Here is a 15,676-nt window from a genome sequence, read left to right as displayed (position 1 = left end):
CGACCGTAACCGAAGTCACGTCCTGCCGAGCGGATAGTCGCGCCGGCGCCGCCAGGGCCCCTCGCCACCGTGGGAGAACAGCGTGAACGCCGGCACACCGAACTTGGCCGAGAAGCCGGCCAGGTCGTCGAACGCCGCGTCCAGCGCCTCGGCCGGCACGTCCTGGGCGATCGTGACGTGCGGGTGGTAGGGGAAGCGCGAGCCGCGGTGGATGTCGCCGGAGCTCACGATCGCCTCGGCCAGCAGCTCGCACTCGCTGATGCCGGCCGCGAGGGTCACGAAGACCACCTCGGTGATCGGCCGGAAGGTGCCCGTGCCCCGCAGGTGGATGGTGAACGGCTGTTGCGCGGCAGCGACCGCGGCGAGGTGCTTCTCGATGCGCGGCAGCGCCTCGGTGGCGACCTCGGTCGGACCGAGCAGCGTGACGTGGGCCGGGGTGTACGCAGCCTGCGGGTCGCCGGCGGCGGCCCGGCGCTGGGTGAGCTGCTCGCCCCAGGGCTCGGGGATGTCGATCGCGACACCGATGCGCGTCAGCCCGCCTTCGGGCGGCGGCGGGGTGGTCGGATGGGGCGTCACCTCGGGGTCAGACGCCGCGGGCCGGGCTGAGGAAGCCGATGTTCCGGTACGCCTCGGCCAGCGTCACCGAGGCGACCGCGCGGGCCTTCTCGGCGCCGATCGCGAGCACCTTGTCGAGGTGGTCGGGGTCCTCCAGGTAGGCGCGGGTGCGCTCCTGGATCGGCTTGACGAAGTCGACCACGATCTCGGCCAGGTCTTTCTTGAGGTCGCCGTAGCCGCGGCCGTCGTACTGCTCGAGCAGCTCGTCTATGGTCCGCGTGGTCAGCGCGGCGTAGATGGTGAGCAGGTTGCTGACGCCGGGCTTGTTCTCCTCGTCGTAGAGGATCTCGCGACCGGTGTCGGTGACCGCCGACTTGATCTTCTTGGCCGAACGGGCCGGGTCTTCCAGCAGCTCGATGATGCCGTTGGGCGAGGAGGCCGACTTCGACATCTTGGCCGTCGGGTCCTGCAGGTCGGTGATCTTGGCCGTGTCCTTCAGGATGTAGGCCGAGGGGATCGTGAACGTGGGCCCGAAGCGCGTGTTGTAGCGCTGGGCCAGGTCGCGGGTGAGCTCGAGGTGCTGCCGCTGGTCTTCGCCCACCGGCACCTGGTCGGCCTGGTAGAGCAGGATGTCGGCCGCCTGCAGGATCGGGTAGGTGAACAGACCCACCGTCGTCGTATCGGCCGCCTTGGCCGACTTGTCCTTGAACTGCACCATGCGGCCGGCCTCGCCGAAGCCGGTGATGCAGCTCAGCACCCAGCCCAGCTGGGCGTGCTCGGGCACGTGGGACTGGACGAACAGCGTGCACCGCTCGGGGTCGAGCCCGAGGGCCAGCAGCTGGGCGGCCGACACGCGGGTGCGCTGGCGCAGAGCGGCCGGGTCGTGCCCCATGGTGATCGCGTGCAGGTCGACGACGCAGTAGTAGGCGTCATGCGTCTCCTGCATCGCCACCCAGTTGCGAACGGCGCCGAGATAGTTGCCGAGGTGGAACGAGTCGGCGGTCGGCTGAATGCCGGAAAGCACGCGGGGGCGGCGGGCGACATCGGACATGACGACCATTGTGTCAGCCGTCGAGAAGCCTTCGCGAACGACCCGTGGGGTCGGGTCGAATGTTTGAAGATGTTGACTTTTGAGCGAAGTTGGTGGAACTATGAAGGCCTAATCTGCGGAAGGGTAACGCCGTGAAACTGCTCGTCACGGGGGGCGCCGGCTATGTCGGCAGCGTCACCAGCCGGCTCCTGCTGGACGCCGGCCACCAGGTCACTGTCCTCGACAACCTGGTCACCGGCTTCCGCGAGGCGGTTGCGCCCGACGCCACCTTCGTCGAGGCCGACATCCGCGACGCCGCCCAAGTGCTCACGCCCGGCTCCGGTTTCGACGCCGTGCTGCACTTCGCGGGCCTGATCGCGGCGGGCGAGTCGATGGTCAAGCCCGAGCTGTACTGGCACGACAACGTGGTGAAGTCGCTCGCCCTGCTCGACGCGGTGCGCGCCGCCGGGGTGCCGCGGTTCATCTTCTCCTCCACCGCCGCTGTCTACGGCAACCCGGTCGAGCTGCCGATCACCGAGTCCGCGGTCAAGGCTCCCACCAACACGTACGGGGCCACCAAGCTCACCTTCGACCACGCGCTCACCTCCGAGGCGTTCGCGCACAACCTGGCCGCGGTCTCGCTCCGCTACTTCAACGTCGCGGGAGCCTACATCTCGGGCGACCACGAGATCGGCGAGCGGCACGACCCCGAGACCCACCTCATCCCGATCGCCCTGCAGGTGGCCGCCGGCAAGCGCGAGAAGCTGCAGCTCTTCGGCGACGACTACCCCACGATCGACGGCACGTGCGTGCGCGACTACATCCACGTCGAAGACCTGGCCCGCGCCCACCTGCTCGCGCTCGACGCGGCGACGGCCGGCGAGCACCGCATCTACAACCTCGGCAACGGCAACGGCTTCTCCAACAAGCAGGTCGCCGAGGTGGCCCGCGAGGTCACCGGAACCGAGCTGCCGGTCGAGATCGCCCCGCGCCGCGACGGTGACCCGGCCACCCTGGTCGCGTCGTCCGAGCGAGCCCGCGACGAGCTGGGCTGGGTGCCCGCGAAGAACACGCTCCAGGCGATGATCGGCGACGCCTGGACCTTCTACCGCAAGCACGTCGCATGATCGTCGACGATGCCGTCGGCGCCTTCCGCAAGGCGTACGGCGCCGAGCCCACGGGTCTGTGGGCCGCGCCGGGCCGGGTCAACCTGATCGGCGAACACACGGACTACAACGAGGGCTTCGTCCTGCCGTTCGCCCTGCCGCAGCGCACGATCGCGGCAGTCGGGCCGGCCCCGGCCGGTGAGTGGACGGTGTGCTCGACCTTCGAGGACGAGCCGGTCAGCTTCGGGCTCACCGAGCCCGGCGCGGTCACGGGCTGGGCGGCGTACGTGGCCGGGGTCGTATGGTCGCTGGCCGACGCGGGCCACGAGGTGTCCGGCGCACGCATCGCGATCGCCTCCGAGGTGCCGCTGGGCTCCGGCCTGTCGTCGTCGGCCGCGCTCGAGTCGTCGGTGCTGACCGCGCTGATCGACCTCGGCGGCCTCGACGTGCCGCTCGAGAAGCGCCCGGCGATCGCCCAGCGGGCCGAGAACGTCTACGTCGGCGCGCCCACCGGCATCCTCGACCAGTCCGCGTCCATCCGCTGCGAACAGGGCCGGGCGCTGTTCCTCGACTGCCGGTCGTACGAGGTCGAGCAGATCCCGTTCGACCTGGCGGCCGCGGGCCTGGCCATCCTGGTCATCAACAGCAACGCCCCGCACCAGCACGTCGACGGGGAGTACGGCGCCCGCCGCAAGTCGTGCGAGGACGCGGCCCGCCTGCTGGGGGTGCGCGCGCTGCGTGACATCACCGGCGACCAGCTCGACGACGCGCTGACCCGCCTCGACGACGAGGTGATGCGCCGTCGCGTCCGGCACATCGTGACCGAGGACGACCGCGTGCTGGCCACGGTGAAGCTGCTGCACGCCGGCCAGGTGCGCGAGATCGGGCCGCTGCTGACCGCCTCGCACGTCTCGATGCGCGACGACTTCGAGATCACGGTGCGCCAGGTCGACCTCGCGGTCGAGACCGCCCTGCGGGCCGGCGCGTACGGCGCCCGCATGACCGGGGGCGGCTTCGGTGGGTGCGTGCTGGCCCTGATCGACTCGGACAAGGCGGCCGAGGTCACCGCGGCGGTCGAAGAGGCGTACGCCAAGGAAGGCTTCACACCCCCGACAGCCTGGACCGTCACGGCGGGACCGGGCGCGGGACGGCTTTAACGCTGGGTGGCTTCAAGGGCATGCCCATCGGGTAACCGATGGGCATGACTGCACAGAACGAGGGCCGCGAGCAGGAACACGACGAGCCCAACGAGTTCGGCTTCGCCGGCGGGGCGACCGCGCCCGAGCCCGAGCGCGGCACCGGTGAGGGCCTCGGCGAGAGCGTCGCCGTGCCGGCCGGTGACCTCACCGAAGCCATCAGCGAGGCGATCGACGAGGCCACCACCCGGGACGACAAGTCCTAACGCGGAACTGCTTGAGCCTCGACGGTCGGACCCTTCACCACGGGTCGCCCGTCCACCCAGTCGACCCGGTCGAGCCAGAGCTGCCGGCCGGGTGCGACGCTGCCGACCGCGCTGGGTGGCCAGGCGTGATAAAGCATCCACGACTCACCCGCCGGCGTGGTGACCAGGAAGCCGTGCCCGGGGCCGGCCGCGGCCGGTGACGTGTGCAGGATCGGGTTCTCCGAGGCCTTGACGCACGGCCCGAACGGACCTTCGCAGGTGGCGTAGCCCAGGGCGTACTCCTCCTTGTCGAAGGCGTTGGCCGAATAGAACAGGTAGAGCCGGCCGTCGTGGCGCACCATCTGCGGCGCCTCGATGACGTGGGCCTCCCAGCCGGCGTCGTTGACCAGCAGTTGTTTCGGCTCGCCGCTGATCGAGAGCCCGTCGTCGCTGAGGCGGGCGCCGTAGAGGTACGTCGGCTGCCCGATCGCGTTGCCGTCGTTCTTCCAGTAGAGCCAGCGCTCCCCCGACTCGTCGGTGAACGGGCTGGCGTCGATCGACCCGCCCTCGTCGGCCTGGCAGATCAGCGGCTTGTCGGAGTCGTCGACGAAGGGTCCCTCCGGCTTTCCGGCGACGGCCACGCCGATGCACTGACGGTTGGTCGCCGTCGAGCGGGCCGTGTAATAGAGCAGAAACTTGCCGCCCGGGGCGGTGATGACCTCGGGCGCCCACGTGTTGCCGCGCTCGGCCCACCTGCCCACCTGCGGCAGGACGTCGCCGACGGGCGTCCACGCGACCAGGTCGGGCGAGGTCAGCAGGGGCACGTTCTCGGTGGAGTTGTTGGTTCCGTACGCGTACCAGGTGTCCCCGACGAGCAACGCGCCCGGATCGGGGAAGTTGTCGCTGAACACGGGGTTCGTGAAAGTCACCTCGGCCTGTTCCTTCTCCGCCGGAGCGGGTGACGGGGACGAGCAGCCGGACGAGCAGCCGGCCGCGACCAGGGCCGCGGCCAGGGCCGCGGCCAGCAATGCTCGCTTCACCACTGGTAGAACCGCAGATAGTCGAACGACGCCGTGACTGCCGGCTCCGCCCCGCCGTGGGCGACCAGGCCGATCCGCGGGTTGCTGTCGGCCGGCAACGTCCACACGCCACCCCACGTCCAGCCCTTGCCGTCGCGGCTGACGCCGGCGCGGTATTCGTGCTCGCCGTTCACCGGGTCGACCCGGTGCGCCAGCCGCAGCCACGTCGTCGTGAGCCCCGGCGTCCCGGCGATGGTCCCGCCGTACGAGAGAGCATCCGCGAACGGCATCTCCTTGCCGAACTCGACCTGCCGCGTGTTCCAGATCGCGACCGAGCTGAGCCGCGCGAACAGGTCGTCGCCGGCGTAGGCGATGAGCCCGGCCTGCTGGAAGTTGCGCACGACGTCCTCGCCCAGCGGCAGCGTCAGCTTCGTCTCGGCGATCCATCGGCCCTTCGGCGGCGTCCGCAGCAGCACACCCGCGCTGTTCGACGTGCCGGTGAGGTCAGCGCCCTGCACCGGCCAGCGCAGCGCACCCCCGCTCACCGTGGCCGCGGCATCTTGCCGCACCCAGCTCCAGCCCGGCAAAGTCGCGCTGAACTCGTCGGAGGAGGAGGCCAGCAGCCGTCCCGGCACCGGCGTGGGGGCCGGTCGCGCGTCGCGGCTGTCGGAGGCCCAGTTACCGCGGTTCACGGTCGGCCAGCCACCGGTCCAGTCGAGACGGTCGATCAGCATCGGGCGTTCGTTGATGCCGAACGGCTCGTCGAGATAGGGGTCGTTGCGGTCGATCGCGTGATACACGAACCAGTCCTGCCCCCGCTTGTCGGTGATCAAGCCGTTGTGGCCGGTGCCGACCCAGCGGTTGCCGTTGGGCGCGATCACCGGCGTGCCACCGGCGCGCGAGACGTTGAGGCTGAGGCCGTCGCGGTCGGTGAAGGGGCCCAGCGGGCTGCGTGACCGGCCGACCGACACGGAGTAGCCGGTGGTCGGGCCCGCGCAGCAGTTGGCCGACGAGGCGAACAGGTAGTAGTAGCCCGAGCGCCGTACGACGTACGCGCCCTCGAACTTGTTGTCGACGGCGACGCGGGTCGGCGTGCCGGTGATCCGCAGGCCGTCGGCGGTCAGTTCACTGACCCAGATACCGCCGAAGTAGCTGCCGTAGTAGAGGTACTTCTTGCCGTCCGGGGTGGTCAGCTGGGACGGGTCGAAGGTCCACCACCAGCCGCCGTCGGGGGCCGCGCGCGGGGGCACGGCTGGTTCGTCCGTCCAGGTCCACGGGCCGGTCGGCTTGGGCGCGGTGGCCACGCCGATCGACGAGGCCCCGGGGGTGCCGGCCGTTTCGGTCACCGTCGCGTACAGCACCCAGCGGTTGCCGATCTTGCGGACGTCCGGCGCCCACAGCGAAGCGTTCGCCGCGGCGTACGGGGGCAGCTCGCCGAAGGCGTCTCCCACGTACTTCCAGTTCTTCAGGTCGGTCGAGCGCGCGATCGGAATCCGGTGCGCGACCTTCTCGCCCTCGCGCAGCGGGTCGGATGTGCCGAAGCCGTAGTAGTAACCGTCGTCGCCGCGGACGATCACCGGGTCGGCGAAGGTGTCGGCGAAGCTCGCCGAGATCGGGTTGCGCGGTCCGGGCGCGCTGCCGGCGTGCGCCGCCGACGCGGTCAGACCGATCAGAGTGATCGCCGCCGCGAGTGCGGCCGTCAGACGTCGCATGATCATCCTTTCAGGCCGGAACGGGAGACACCCTCGATCACGTAGCGCTGCGCCACCATGAACAGCAGCAGCACCGGGATGCTGGCCACGAGCGCGCCCGCCATGATCACCGGGTAGTTGATCGTGTACGCGCCCTGCAGGATGGCCAGGCCGGGCGGCAGCGTGAACTGCTCGGGGCTGAACAGCACGTAGATCGGCCAGATGAAGTCGTTCCAGTTGGTCAGGAAACTGATCACCGCGAGCGTGGCCAGGGCCGGCTTGGACAGCGGCAGGACCACGCGGGTGAAGATCTGCCAGGAGTTGGCCCCCTCGAGCACGGCCGCCTCCTCGAGCTCCTTGGGCAGGCTCAGGAAGAACTGCCGCAGGAAGAAGACGCCGAACGCGCCGGCTGCCCCCGGAATGATCAGGGCCCACAACGTGTCGAGCATCCCGAACCGGTCGACGATCAGGAAGTTCGGGATGATCAGCACGAAGCTCGGGATGAACAGCGTCGCGATGATCATGCCGAAAATCAGCTTCTTGCCCCGGAACTCGAGCCGGGCCAGGGCGTAGGCCGCCATCGAAGCGACCGCCAGCACCAGCACGGCCTGGCCGGTAGCGGCCAGCACGCTGTTGAGGAACCAGCGCAGCACGGGCGTCTGGGAGTTGCCCAGCAGCGTGTCGAAGGCGCCCGTGGTGGGCTCCGCGGGGAATACCGTGGGCGGCACCCGGGTGGCCTCGCCCGGCGTCTTGAACGCGGTGAGCAGCATCCACACCAGGGGCGCGATGAAGACCAGGCTCAGTCCGATCAGGACGGTGTACCAGGCGATCGGGCGTACGCGTCTCATGATGCGTCCTTCTCCCGGAACATGCGGAACACGATCAGGCTGATCACCAGCAGGCACGCGGTCAGCAGGTAGCTCATCGCCGCGGCGCTGCCCATCTTGTAGTCGCTCAGGCCGACCTGGGCGATGTACATGATCGCCGTGCGGGTCTCGGTGCCGGGCGCGCCCTGAGTGATCAGATAGGACTGCCCGAACATGTTGGCCGACACCAGGACCGTGTTCACCGTGACGAACAGCAGCACCGGGCGCAGACCGGGCAGCGTCACGTGCCGGAACTCGGCCCATTTGCCGCCGCCGTCGATCCGCGCTGCCTCGTACAGCTCACGCGGAATGTCCTGCAGACCGGCCAGATAGATCACGGCGTTGAAGCCGAGCGTCCACCAGACGGTCACGCCGACGAGCGTGACCCAGGCCCAGGGCAGCGCTGTGGTCCACGGCGTGTCCCCCGGCAACCCGATCGCGCCGAGCACGGAGTTGACCACGCCCAGGTTGGGGTCGAGCACGAAACGCCAGAGCACACCGATCACGGCGACCCCGAGGACGTACGGCGCGAAGTAGACCGCCCGGAAGAACGTGCGGCCCCTGAAGCTGCGGTTGAGCAGCAGCGCCAGCATCAACGGGATGATCAGCAGGAGCGGAACGCTGAACAGCGTGAAGATGCCGGTGGCCGACAGGCTTTCCCACCAGAAGCTGTAGACCGCCGAGTTCGAGTCGAACAGTGCCTTGTAGTTGTCCAGCCCGACGAACGGCTTGCCCGGGAGCAGGTAGTCCCAGTCGTGCAGGCTGATCCACAGGCCGTAGACCGCCGGCGCCAGCACGAAGGTGGCGAACACGACGAAGTACGGCAACAGGAACAGGTACGCCGTGAGTGGCCCGGTCCGGCGCACCCGGCCGCCGGCGCCGGCCTCCCCAGCCTGCGCCGGCGGCGTACGGGTGACTGCGGTCTCAGCTGCCATACTTCTTGGCGTTCTGCTCCAGGAGCTGGTTGGCCTTGGCGGCGCCGTCGGAGAGCGCCTTGGCCGGCTCCTTGCGTCCGAGGACAGCCTCGTTGATCGCCGTGACCATGGTGGCCATGACGTCGGCGATTCCCGGCTTCGGCGGCAGGAAGTGCAGGTAGTCGATCTGCGTGCCGATGGCCGCCTGCTCGGGCAGCGCCTTGAACTCGGCGCCGTTGCGGATCTCGGCACGGGCCGGCACCTGGCCGCCGCGGGCCCACTCGATCGAGTGCTGGCTGATCCAGTTGATGAAGACCTTGCCCGCGGTCAGCTTGTTGTCGTCCTTGGTCTTCTGCTTGAACTGCACGAACTGGTGCGAGCCGGCCCAGGCCGCCTTCTGCGTGCCGATCTGCGGCAGCGGCGCCACGCCCCACTCGAGGTTCTTGTCCTCCTTGAGCGTGTTGATGGTCCAGATGCCGTTCCAGTTGAACGCGTTCTTACCGTTGCGCAGGGCCACGATGTCGGCGTCCTGAGCCACGTTCTTGGGGCTGAAGCCGTTCTTGACGTGGTCGGTCATCCAGGTCAGCGCCTGCACGCCGGGCTGCTCGGCGAAGAGCGCCTTGGTGCCCTGGTCGTCGAAGAGGTCGCCGCCGAACTGCCACAGCAGCGACTGGAACTGCATGCTGCCGGTGAACTCGAACGGGGTGACCCAGTCGCCCTGGATCCCCTTGGCCTTCATCGATTCCAGGGCCGCCTGGTACTCGTCGTTGTTCGTCGGCGGCTTCTCGGGGTCGAGACCGCCCTTCTCCATCACGGCCTTGTTGTAGAAGAAGCCGAGCGGGTGCACATCGAGCGGGATCGCGTAGCGGACATTGTTGTAGACCCCCGCGTTCCACACCGGCGGCGAGAAGTCCTCGGCCTTGAAGTTGAGCGCCTTGGCCAGGTCGTCCAGCGGCAGGACCACGCCGCGGGCGGCGTTGGTCGAGACGTGGTCGACGTGCATGACCCCGACGTCCGGGCCGTTGCCGGTGGCGACGGCGGCCGGCGTCTTCTGGTAGTAGTCGGCCCACTGGTACGTGTTCATCGTGACCTTGATGTTCGGGTGCTCGGTGTTGAACTGGTCGACCAGCTTCTTCATGAACGGGCCGTCGCCGCCGGTGAAGCCGTTCCAGAAGGCCAGAGTCACGTTCGGCCCGGTGTACGCGGTCGCGGCCGGCGCGGCGTTCTGTCCGCCACCGGTCACCTTCTCGTTGGGGCCGCTGTCGCCACAGGCGCTCAGGAGCACGGCGCCGCCGGCGCCTACGCCCAGACCCATCAAATTACGGCGTGAAAGATTCATCGAGACTCCTCAGGGGTGAGGCACAGCGCGTGCCAGGACACGGGCGGAAGGAGGATTTCGTCGCCGTCGCTCATCGGAACCGAGGTGAGCTCGGGCTTTTCGGCGCTGAGGGTGAGGTGCTCCCGCAGGCGGTGGCGAGGGAAGGCGCGCAGGTCGACAGCGAGCGGCACCGGCTCGGTGCCACGGTTGACCAGGAAGAGGGTGAGGGCGCCCGACTCTTCGTCGTGGGTGGCCACGGCGTCGACGGACGGCACCTCACCGAAGCGGCCGGTGGTCATGTCCGGCGAGGTGAGAGCGGGGCGCAGCACGGTGCCCCGCGCGAGCCGCGCGGTGTGCGCGAACGGGTGGAAGATCGTCTGCCGCCAGGCCTCGCCGCCGGCCCGGGTGCGGATCGGCGCGATCACGTTGACCAGCTGGGCCTGGGCGCCGACGGTGAGCCGGTCGGCGTGCCGCAGCATGCTGATCAGCAGGTTGCCGACCACCACGGCGTCCGTGCCGTTGTAGTCGTCCTCGATCAGGGCCGGCAGCTCCTCGATCGCACGGTCCTCGGGCTCGGTGAACCGGGACTGGTACCAGACGTTCCACTCGTCCAGCGACAGCTTGATCCGCTTCTGGCGGCGCAGCTTGGCGCGTACGTGGTCGGCCGTGGCCACGACGTTGTCGATGAACCCGTCGAGGTCGACCGCGGACGCCCGGAAGCTGGCCTCGTCGTGTTTCTCGGGGTCGTAGTAGCTGTGCAGCGAGATGTAGTCGACCTGGTCGTACGCGTGCTCGAGGACGGTGGCCTCCCACGCGGCGAAGGTCGGCATGTCCGAGTTGGAGCTGCCGCAGGCGACCAGCTCGATGCTCGGGTCGACCCGGCGCATGGCGTGCCCGGCTCGCGCCGCGAGCCGCCCGTACTCGTCGGCGGTGAGGCTGCCGATCTGCCAGGGCCCGTCCATCTCGTTGCCGAGGCACCACAGCCGTACGTCGTGGGGTTGCGCGACGCCGTGCTTGCGGCGCAGGTCGGAGGCGGCCGTGCCCTCGGCGAGGTTGCAGTACTCGACCAGCTCGGCGGCCGCCTCGATCCCTCGGGTGCCCAGGTTGACGGCCATCATCGGCTCGACACCGGCCAGCGACGACCAGCGCATGAACTCGTTCAGTCCGAACGCGTTGCTCTCCAGCGCCCGCCAGGCCAGGTCGAGCCGGCGCGGGCGGTCGCCACGCGGGCCCACCCCGTCCTCCCAGCGGTAGCCGGAGACGAAGTTGCCGCCCGGATAGCGGACGGTGGTCACGCCGAGTTCGCGCACCAGGTCGAGCACGTCGCCGCGCAGGCCGTCGGCGTCGGCGGAGGGATGACCGGGTTCGAAGATGCCCGTGTAGACACATCGCCCCATGTGCTCGACGAACGAGCCGAAGAGCCGCCGGTCGACGGGGGCGATCGTGTAAGCCGGATCGAGGGTGAGCTGCGCCACTGCCATGCCCCACTTTTTACAACGTTGCATTCATCGTTGTAAAGAGACCGCGGCAAAGATCTCGAAACGAAACGGAAACGACGTCAGCCGGACGTGCTCTCGCGGGCGACGAGCCGGTGATCCACTCGCAGCTCGCGCGGGGCTCCGGCCGCGGCCGGCCCGTCACTCAGGCGCTCAGCCAGCAGATCGACCGCGAGCTGGGCTATCCGGGGCGCATCGGGCGCGACGGTGCTCAGCGTCGGCGTCGAGAACCGCCCGTCCTCGATGTCGTCGAACCCGATCAGCGCGACGTCGCCGGGCACCGAGACCCCGCGCGACAACAGCGTCCGCATCGCCCCGAGGGCGAGCAGGTCGTTGAAGCAGAACACGGCGTCCGGCGGTGACTCCAGATCGAGCAGGCGGGCCATCGCGGCCGCCCCGTCGACCCGATGGAAGCCGTCCGCGGGCATCTCCAGCGCCGGATCGAACGGCAGCCCGGCCTCCGCCAGCGCGGCCCGGTAGCCGGCCAGACGCTGGTGGGCGGTCACCGCCGAGGGTCTGTCCTGCACGCCGATCGCGGCGATCCGGCGCCGGCCCAGCGAGGTCAGATGCCGGGTCGCGTCGGCCGCGGCCGCGGTGTTGTCGATCGCGACGTGATCGGCCGGCCCGTGCCAGACCCGCTCGCCGAGCAGCACCATCGGCGTGCCGTCGCGCAATGCCAGCTCCTCACCGGCCAGGGCGAGCGGGCTGAAGATCAGGCCGTCGATTGCGTGCCGCCGCAAGCCCTCGACCAGGTCACGCTCGCGCTCGGCCTGTCCGTCGGTCTGATCGATCAGCACCGTCCATGATCGACGCTCGGCGGCCTGCACGATCAGTCCGGCGATCCCGGCGAAATAGGGCGACTGAAGCTCCGGCACGGCCAGCGCGATGACACCGGAGCGGCCGCTGCGCAACTGGCGGGCAGCCATGTTGGGCACGTAGCCGAGGGCGTCGATCGCAGCCTGCACCCGGGCACGGGTGGCCGGAGCCACGTGCACGTAACCATTGACGACGTTCGAGACCGTCTTGATCGATACACCGGCCCGCGCCGCGACGTCCTTGAGGCCTGCTGGCACGAAAAGGGACTATACAACGTTGCAGGACTTAAGTCCGATCACCCGGCGGAGCTAAGGGGCGCCTCAGAGATCGGCGAGGGGGATTACCGTGGCGACATGTCCCTGAGCGCAGCGTGTCTGCCGGTGAAGGAGTCAGCGGTGCACCTCGAGAGTGAGGTCGATGCGTCGATCGCGCTGCTGACCGTGACCGGGCGATGGGATCGCGCGCTGTGGCAGCGGACCACCGAGCGGTTGCAGCAGTGCCTGGCCGAGCACCCGGAGGCGCTCATCGTCGACCTCACCGGTCTCGACGATCCGACCGGCGCCAGCGCGCCGACCTGGGTGGCGGCGCGGCAGACGGCCGACGCGCTGGCGCCCTCCGTGCAACTCGCCCTCTGCATCCCGCCCGAACTGCCGCTGGCCGACCGCATGCAGCGTCTGGGCTCTCGCACCCATCTGCCCATCTACGCCCGCGTGCGGCAGGCCCGGGTGGCGATCGCGAGCCGCCTGCCCCTGACCGAGCGCCTCACGCTCACCCTGGGGCCCGACCCGGAATCGCCCAGCCTGGCCCGCAACCTGATCAGCGACGCCTGCCTGGCCTGGGGCCGGGTGGCGCTGTTGCATCCGAGCCGGTCGGTGATGTCCGAGCTGGTCAACAACGCCATCGAGCACGCCGGCACCGAGATGACAGTGGCGGTCAGTCTGCGGGGCGCCGGCATCCACCTCAGCGTGGCCGACAGCGTCGACGATCTGCCGCAACCGCTCAAAATGACCCGGGTGCGCCGCGGCCTGCCCCTCGACGAGCGCGGGCGCGGCCTGCAGGTGGTCAGCGCGCTCGCGGTCGCCTGGGGCAGCCTGCCGACCCGTACGGGCAAGGTGGTCTGGGCGACGCTGCAACCACCGCTGGAGACGGAGCGACGGCAGCCGCGGAACGACGCTCCGCGGCTGCCGCCCAATCGGCGTAACGAGGGCCCTACTGAGCCTCGATGATCATGCCGGCCGCGACCGTGCGGTTGGTGCTCTCGTCGATCAGGATGAAGCCGCCGGTGGTGCGGTTGCGCCGGTACTCGTCGGCGAGCAGCGGCACCGTCGTGCGCAGCCGCACCCGGCCGATCTCGTTGAGCTGAAGCTCGCCGGCCTGCTCGTCGCGGTGCAGGGTGTTGACGTCGAGCCGGTACTGCAGGCCGCGGACCACCGTGCGGGCCGAGCGGGTGGTGTGCTTGATGGCGTACTTGCCGCCGACCCGCAACGGGGCCGTCTCGTCCATCCAGCAGACCATCGCCTCGATGTCCTGAGCGACGGCGGGAGCGTTGTGCGGCCGGCAGATCATGTCGCCCCGCGAGATGTCGATCTCGTCGTTGAGCCGCACGGTGACCGACATGGGCGGGAAGGCCTCGTCGACCGGGCCGTCGGCGGTGTCGATGGCGGCGATCGTGCTGGTCATGCCGGACGGGAGCACCAGCACCTCGTCGCCCGGCTTGAGCACGCCGGAGGCGACCTGGCCCGCGTAGCCGCGGTAGTCGGTCACGGTCGTCGACTGGGGACGGATCACGTACTGCACCGGGAACCGCACGTCGACCAGGTTGCGGTCGCTGGCGATGTGCACGTGCTCGAGGTGGTGCAGCAGCGACGGGCCGTCGTACCACGGGCTGTTCTCGCTGCGCGACGCGATGTTGTCGCCGTTCAGCGCGGACACCGGGATGATCGTCAGGTCGCCGATCTCGAGCTTGGCCGCGAACGAGGTGAACTCGTCGGCGATCTTGTCATAGACCGCCTTGTCCCAGTCGACCAGGTCCATCTTGTTGATGCAGAGCACCAGGTGCGGCACGCGCAGCAGCGACGTCAGGAAGGCGTGCCGGCGCGACTGCTCGACCAGGCCCTTGCGCGCGTCGACCAGGATCAGCGCGAGGTCGGCGGTCGAGGCGCCGGTGACCATGTTCCGCGTGTACTGGATGTGACCCGGGGTGTCGGCGATGATGAACTTGCGCCGCGGGGTCGCGAAGTAGCGGTACGCCACGTCGATCGTGATGCCCTGCTCACGCTCGGCCCGCAGACCGTCGGTGAGCAGCGCCAGGTTGGTGTATTCGTCACCGCGGGACGCGCTGGCCGCCTCGACCGCCTCGAGCTGGTCGGCGAAGATCGTCTTGGTGTCGTAGAGCAACCGGCCGATGAGGGTCGACTTGCCGTCGTCGACGCTGCCGGCGGTGGCGAACCGCAGCAGGTCCATGCGCGCGGCAGGCGCCGTCTCGGTCTCCAGGACGGCCTGGCTCATCAGAAGTAACCCTCTCGCTTGCGGTCTTCCATCGCGGCCTCGCTGACCTTGTCGTCACCGCGGGTGGCGCCCCGCTCGGTGATCCGGGTGGCGGCGACCTCGTCGATCACCTTGTCGACCGTGTCGGCCTCGGAGAGCACGGCGGCGGTCTGCGAGGCGTCGCCCACCGTGCGGTAGCGGACCCGGCGCACCTCGGAGGTTTCGCCGTCGCGGAGCCGGATGAACTCGTTGACCGCGTAGAACATGCCGCTGCGCTCGACGACCTCACGGTCGTGGGCGTAGTAGATGCTCGGCAGCGGGATCTGCTCCTTGGCGATGTAGTGCCAGACGTCCAACTCGGTCCAGTTCGACAGGGGGAACACCCGGATCGACTCGCCCGGGTGGTGCTTGCCGTTGTAGAGCCCCCACAACTCGGGCCGCTGGTTCTTCGGGTCCCACTGGCCGAACTCGTCGCGGAAGCTGAACATGCGCTCCTTGGCGCGCGCCTTCTCCTCGTCGCGGCGGGCGCCGCCGAAGAGCGCGTCGAGGCGGTACTTCTCGACCGCGGCCAGCAGCACCGGGGTCTGGATGCGGTTGCGGGTGCCGTCGGGCAGCTCGCGCACCAGGCCGGTGTCGATCGCCTCCTGCACGCTGGCGATCACCAGGTTGAGTCCGAGCGTGGCGACCCGCTGGTCGCGGTATTCGAGCACCTCGGCGAAGTTGTGGCCGGTGTCGATGTGCATCACCGGGAACGGGATGCGCGCCGGGGCGAAGGCCTTCTCGGCCAGCCGGAGCATGACGATCGAGTCCTTGCCGCCGGAGAACAGCAGGACGGGACGCTCGAACTCGGCCATGACCTCGCGCATGACGAAGATGCTCTCGGCTTCGAGGGCATCCAGATGCGAGACGCGGTACGGCTTCGTCTGGCTCATCGGTGGCTCCCAGACATCGGATCTAGAGGATCAGGGGGTTTGCGGCTGTGTTGCTAGTGAAGAAC

The 15,676-nt window shown here is 69.4% G+C and carries 15 protein-coding genes; 4 read left to right on the top strand and 11 right to left on the bottom strand.

The window, feature by feature from the left end:
* Positions 1 to 15 precede the first annotated feature (15 nt).
* Positions 16 to 576, bottom strand: coding sequence for a 2'-5' RNA ligase family protein (locus tag KXC43_RS09030; RefSeq protein WP_221375526.1), 561 nt, complete (start codon positions 574 to 576; stop codon positions 16 to 18).
* 7 nt (positions 577 to 583) lie between these two features.
* On the bottom strand, positions 584 to 1,606 hold the full coding sequence (gene trpS / locus KXC43_RS09025; protein ID WP_221375525.1) for a tryptophan--tRNA ligase: 1,023 nt from the start codon (positions 1,604 to 1,606) through the stop codon (positions 584 to 586).
* A gap of 131 nt (positions 1,607 to 1,737) precedes the next feature.
* Here trpS and galE point away from each other — a divergent pair, with 131 nt between their 5' ends.
* The 3 genes from galE to KXC43_RS09010 are packed head-to-tail and all read left to right on the top strand — an operon-like array spanning position 1,738 to position 4,093.
* The gene (gene galE, locus KXC43_RS09020; RefSeq protein ID WP_221375524.1) at positions 1,738 to 2,712 is read left to right on the top strand and encodes a UDP-glucose 4-epimerase GalE; all 975 of its coding nucleotides are present in this window, start codon (positions 1,738 to 1,740) and stop codon (positions 2,710 to 2,712) included.
* Positions 2,709 to 3,848, top strand: a complete 1,140-nt coding sequence (galK, locus tag KXC43_RS09015; RefSeq protein WP_221375523.1) for a galactokinase — start codon at positions 2,709 to 2,711, stop codon at positions 3,846 to 3,848. The genes galE and galK overlap by 4 nt, the downstream gene beginning before the upstream one ends.
* Before the next feature lie 44 nt (positions 3,849 to 3,892).
* Positions 3,893 to 4,093, top strand: a complete 201-nt coding sequence (locus tag KXC43_RS09010) for a hypothetical protein (protein WP_221375522.1) — start codon at positions 3,893 to 3,895, stop codon at positions 4,091 to 4,093.
* Here KXC43_RS09010 and KXC43_RS09005 read toward each other — a convergent pair.
* The 7 genes from KXC43_RS09005 to KXC43_RS08975 form a co-directional block, all read right to left on the bottom strand.
* Positions 4,090 to 5,115 (bottom strand): glycoside hydrolase family 43 protein, encoded by a 1,026-nt coding sequence (locus KXC43_RS09005; RefSeq protein ID WP_221375521.1) that lies wholly within the window; start codon positions 5,113 to 5,115, stop codon positions 4,090 to 4,092. The two genes, KXC43_RS09010 and KXC43_RS09005, sit on opposite strands and share 4 nt — an antisense overlap.
* Positions 5,109 to 6,803 (bottom strand): family 43 glycosylhydrolase, encoded by a 1,695-nt coding sequence (locus KXC43_RS09000; RefSeq protein WP_221375520.1) that lies wholly within the window; start codon positions 6,801 to 6,803, stop codon positions 5,109 to 5,111. Before KXC43_RS09000 ends, KXC43_RS09005 begins: the two co-directional genes overlap by 7 nt.
* A 2-nt stretch (positions 6,804 to 6,805) precedes the next feature.
* The gene (locus tag KXC43_RS08995; RefSeq protein WP_221375519.1) at positions 6,806 to 7,630 is read right to left on the bottom strand and encodes a carbohydrate ABC transporter permease; all 825 of its coding nucleotides are present in this window, start codon (positions 7,628 to 7,630) and stop codon (positions 6,806 to 6,808) included.
* The gene (locus KXC43_RS08990; RefSeq protein ID WP_221375518.1) at positions 7,627 to 8,583 is read right to left on the bottom strand and encodes a carbohydrate ABC transporter permease; all 957 of its coding nucleotides are present in this window, start codon (positions 8,581 to 8,583) and stop codon (positions 7,627 to 7,629) included. The genes KXC43_RS08995 and KXC43_RS08990 overlap by 4 nt, the downstream gene beginning before the upstream one ends.
* Complete coding sequence (locus tag KXC43_RS08985; protein WP_221375517.1) at positions 8,573 to 9,901, bottom strand: ABC transporter substrate-binding protein; 1,329 nt, start codon at positions 9,899 to 9,901, stop codon at positions 8,573 to 8,575. The genes KXC43_RS08990 and KXC43_RS08985 overlap by 11 nt, the downstream gene beginning before the upstream one ends.
* A complete protein-coding gene (gene arfA / locus KXC43_RS08980) occupies positions 9,898 to 11,361 on the bottom strand; it encodes an arabinosylfuranosidase ArfA (RefSeq protein ID WP_221375516.1) in 1,464 nt (487 codons plus the stop codon). The genes KXC43_RS08985 and arfA overlap by 4 nt, the downstream gene beginning before the upstream one ends.
* 77 nt (positions 11,362 to 11,438) lie before the next feature.
* A complete protein-coding gene (locus KXC43_RS08975) occupies positions 11,439 to 12,449 on the bottom strand; it encodes a LacI family DNA-binding transcriptional regulator (protein ID WP_221375515.1) in 1,011 nt (336 codons plus the stop codon).
* Positions 12,450 to 12,587: 138 nt separating this feature from the next.
* Here KXC43_RS08975 and KXC43_RS08970 point away from each other — a divergent pair, with 138 nt between their 5' ends.
* Positions 12,588 to 13,418, top strand: a complete 831-nt coding sequence (locus KXC43_RS08970) for an ATP-binding protein (RefSeq protein WP_221375514.1) — start codon at positions 12,588 to 12,590, stop codon at positions 13,416 to 13,418.
* On the opposite strand, the gene cysN is transcribed toward KXC43_RS08970, so the two are convergent.
* Both cysN and cysD read right to left on the bottom strand, forming a co-directional pair.
* Complete coding sequence (cysN, locus tag KXC43_RS08965; protein WP_221375513.1) at positions 13,402 to 14,700, bottom strand: sulfate adenylyltransferase subunit CysN; 1,299 nt, start codon at positions 14,698 to 14,700, stop codon at positions 13,402 to 13,404. The two genes, KXC43_RS08970 and cysN, sit on opposite strands and share 17 nt — an antisense overlap.
* Positions 14,700 to 15,611 carry a sulfate adenylyltransferase subunit CysD gene (gene cysD / locus KXC43_RS08960; RefSeq protein WP_221375512.1) on the bottom strand — a complete coding sequence of 304 codons (912 nt, stop codon included), beginning with the start codon at positions 15,609 to 15,611 and terminating at the stop codon, positions 14,700 to 14,702. Before cysD ends, cysN begins: the two co-directional genes overlap by 1 nt.
* Positions 15,612 to 15,676: the final 65 nt, after the last annotated feature.

The sequence above is a fragment of the Paractinoplanes polyasparticus genome, from assembly GCF_019710575.1.
GTDB lineage: Bacteria > Actinomycetota > Actinomycetes > Mycobacteriales > Micromonosporaceae > Actinoplanes > Actinoplanes polyasparticus.
Note: the sequence above shows the minus strand (reverse complement) of the source record. Positions and strands in the feature narration are given on the sequence as shown.

Excerpts from the sequence above, each read along its gene's own strand:
- galK (WP_221375523.1), top strand. The coding sequence starts at position 2,709 with ATGATCGTCGACGATGCCGTCGGCGCCTTCCGCAAGGCGTACGGCGCC.
- KXC43_RS08985 (WP_221375517.1), bottom strand. The coding sequence starts at position 9,901 with ATGAATCTTTCACGCCGTAATTTGATGGGTCTGGGCGTAGGCGCCGGC.
- trpS (WP_221375525.1), bottom strand. The coding sequence starts at position 1,606 with ATGTCCGATGTCGCCCGCCGCCCCCGCGTGCTTTCCGGCATTCAGCCG.
- arfA (WP_221375516.1), bottom strand. The coding sequence starts at position 11,361 with ATGGCAGTGGCGCAGCTCACCCTCGATCCGGCTTACACGATCGCCCCC.
- KXC43_RS08995 (WP_221375519.1), bottom strand. The coding sequence starts at position 7,630 with ATGAGACGCGTACGCCCGATCGCCTGGTACACCGTCCTGATCGGACTG.
- cysD (WP_221375512.1), bottom strand. The coding sequence starts at position 15,611 with ATGAGCCAGACGAAGCCGTACCGCGTCTCGCATCTGGATGCCCTCGAA.
- cysN (WP_221375513.1), bottom strand. The coding sequence starts at position 14,700 with ATGAGCCAGGCCGTCCTGGAGACCGAGACGGCGCCTGCCGCGCGCATG.
- KXC43_RS09010 (WP_221375522.1), top strand. The coding sequence starts at position 3,893 with ATGACTGCACAGAACGAGGGCCGCGAGCAGGAACACGACGAGCCCAAC.
- KXC43_RS09000 (WP_221375520.1), bottom strand. The coding sequence starts at position 6,803 with ATGCGACGTCTGACGGCCGCACTCGCGGCGGCGATCACTCTGATCGGT.
- KXC43_RS08990 (WP_221375518.1), bottom strand. The coding sequence starts at position 8,583 with ATGGCAGCTGAGACCGCAGTCACCCGTACGCCGCCGGCGCAGGCTGGG.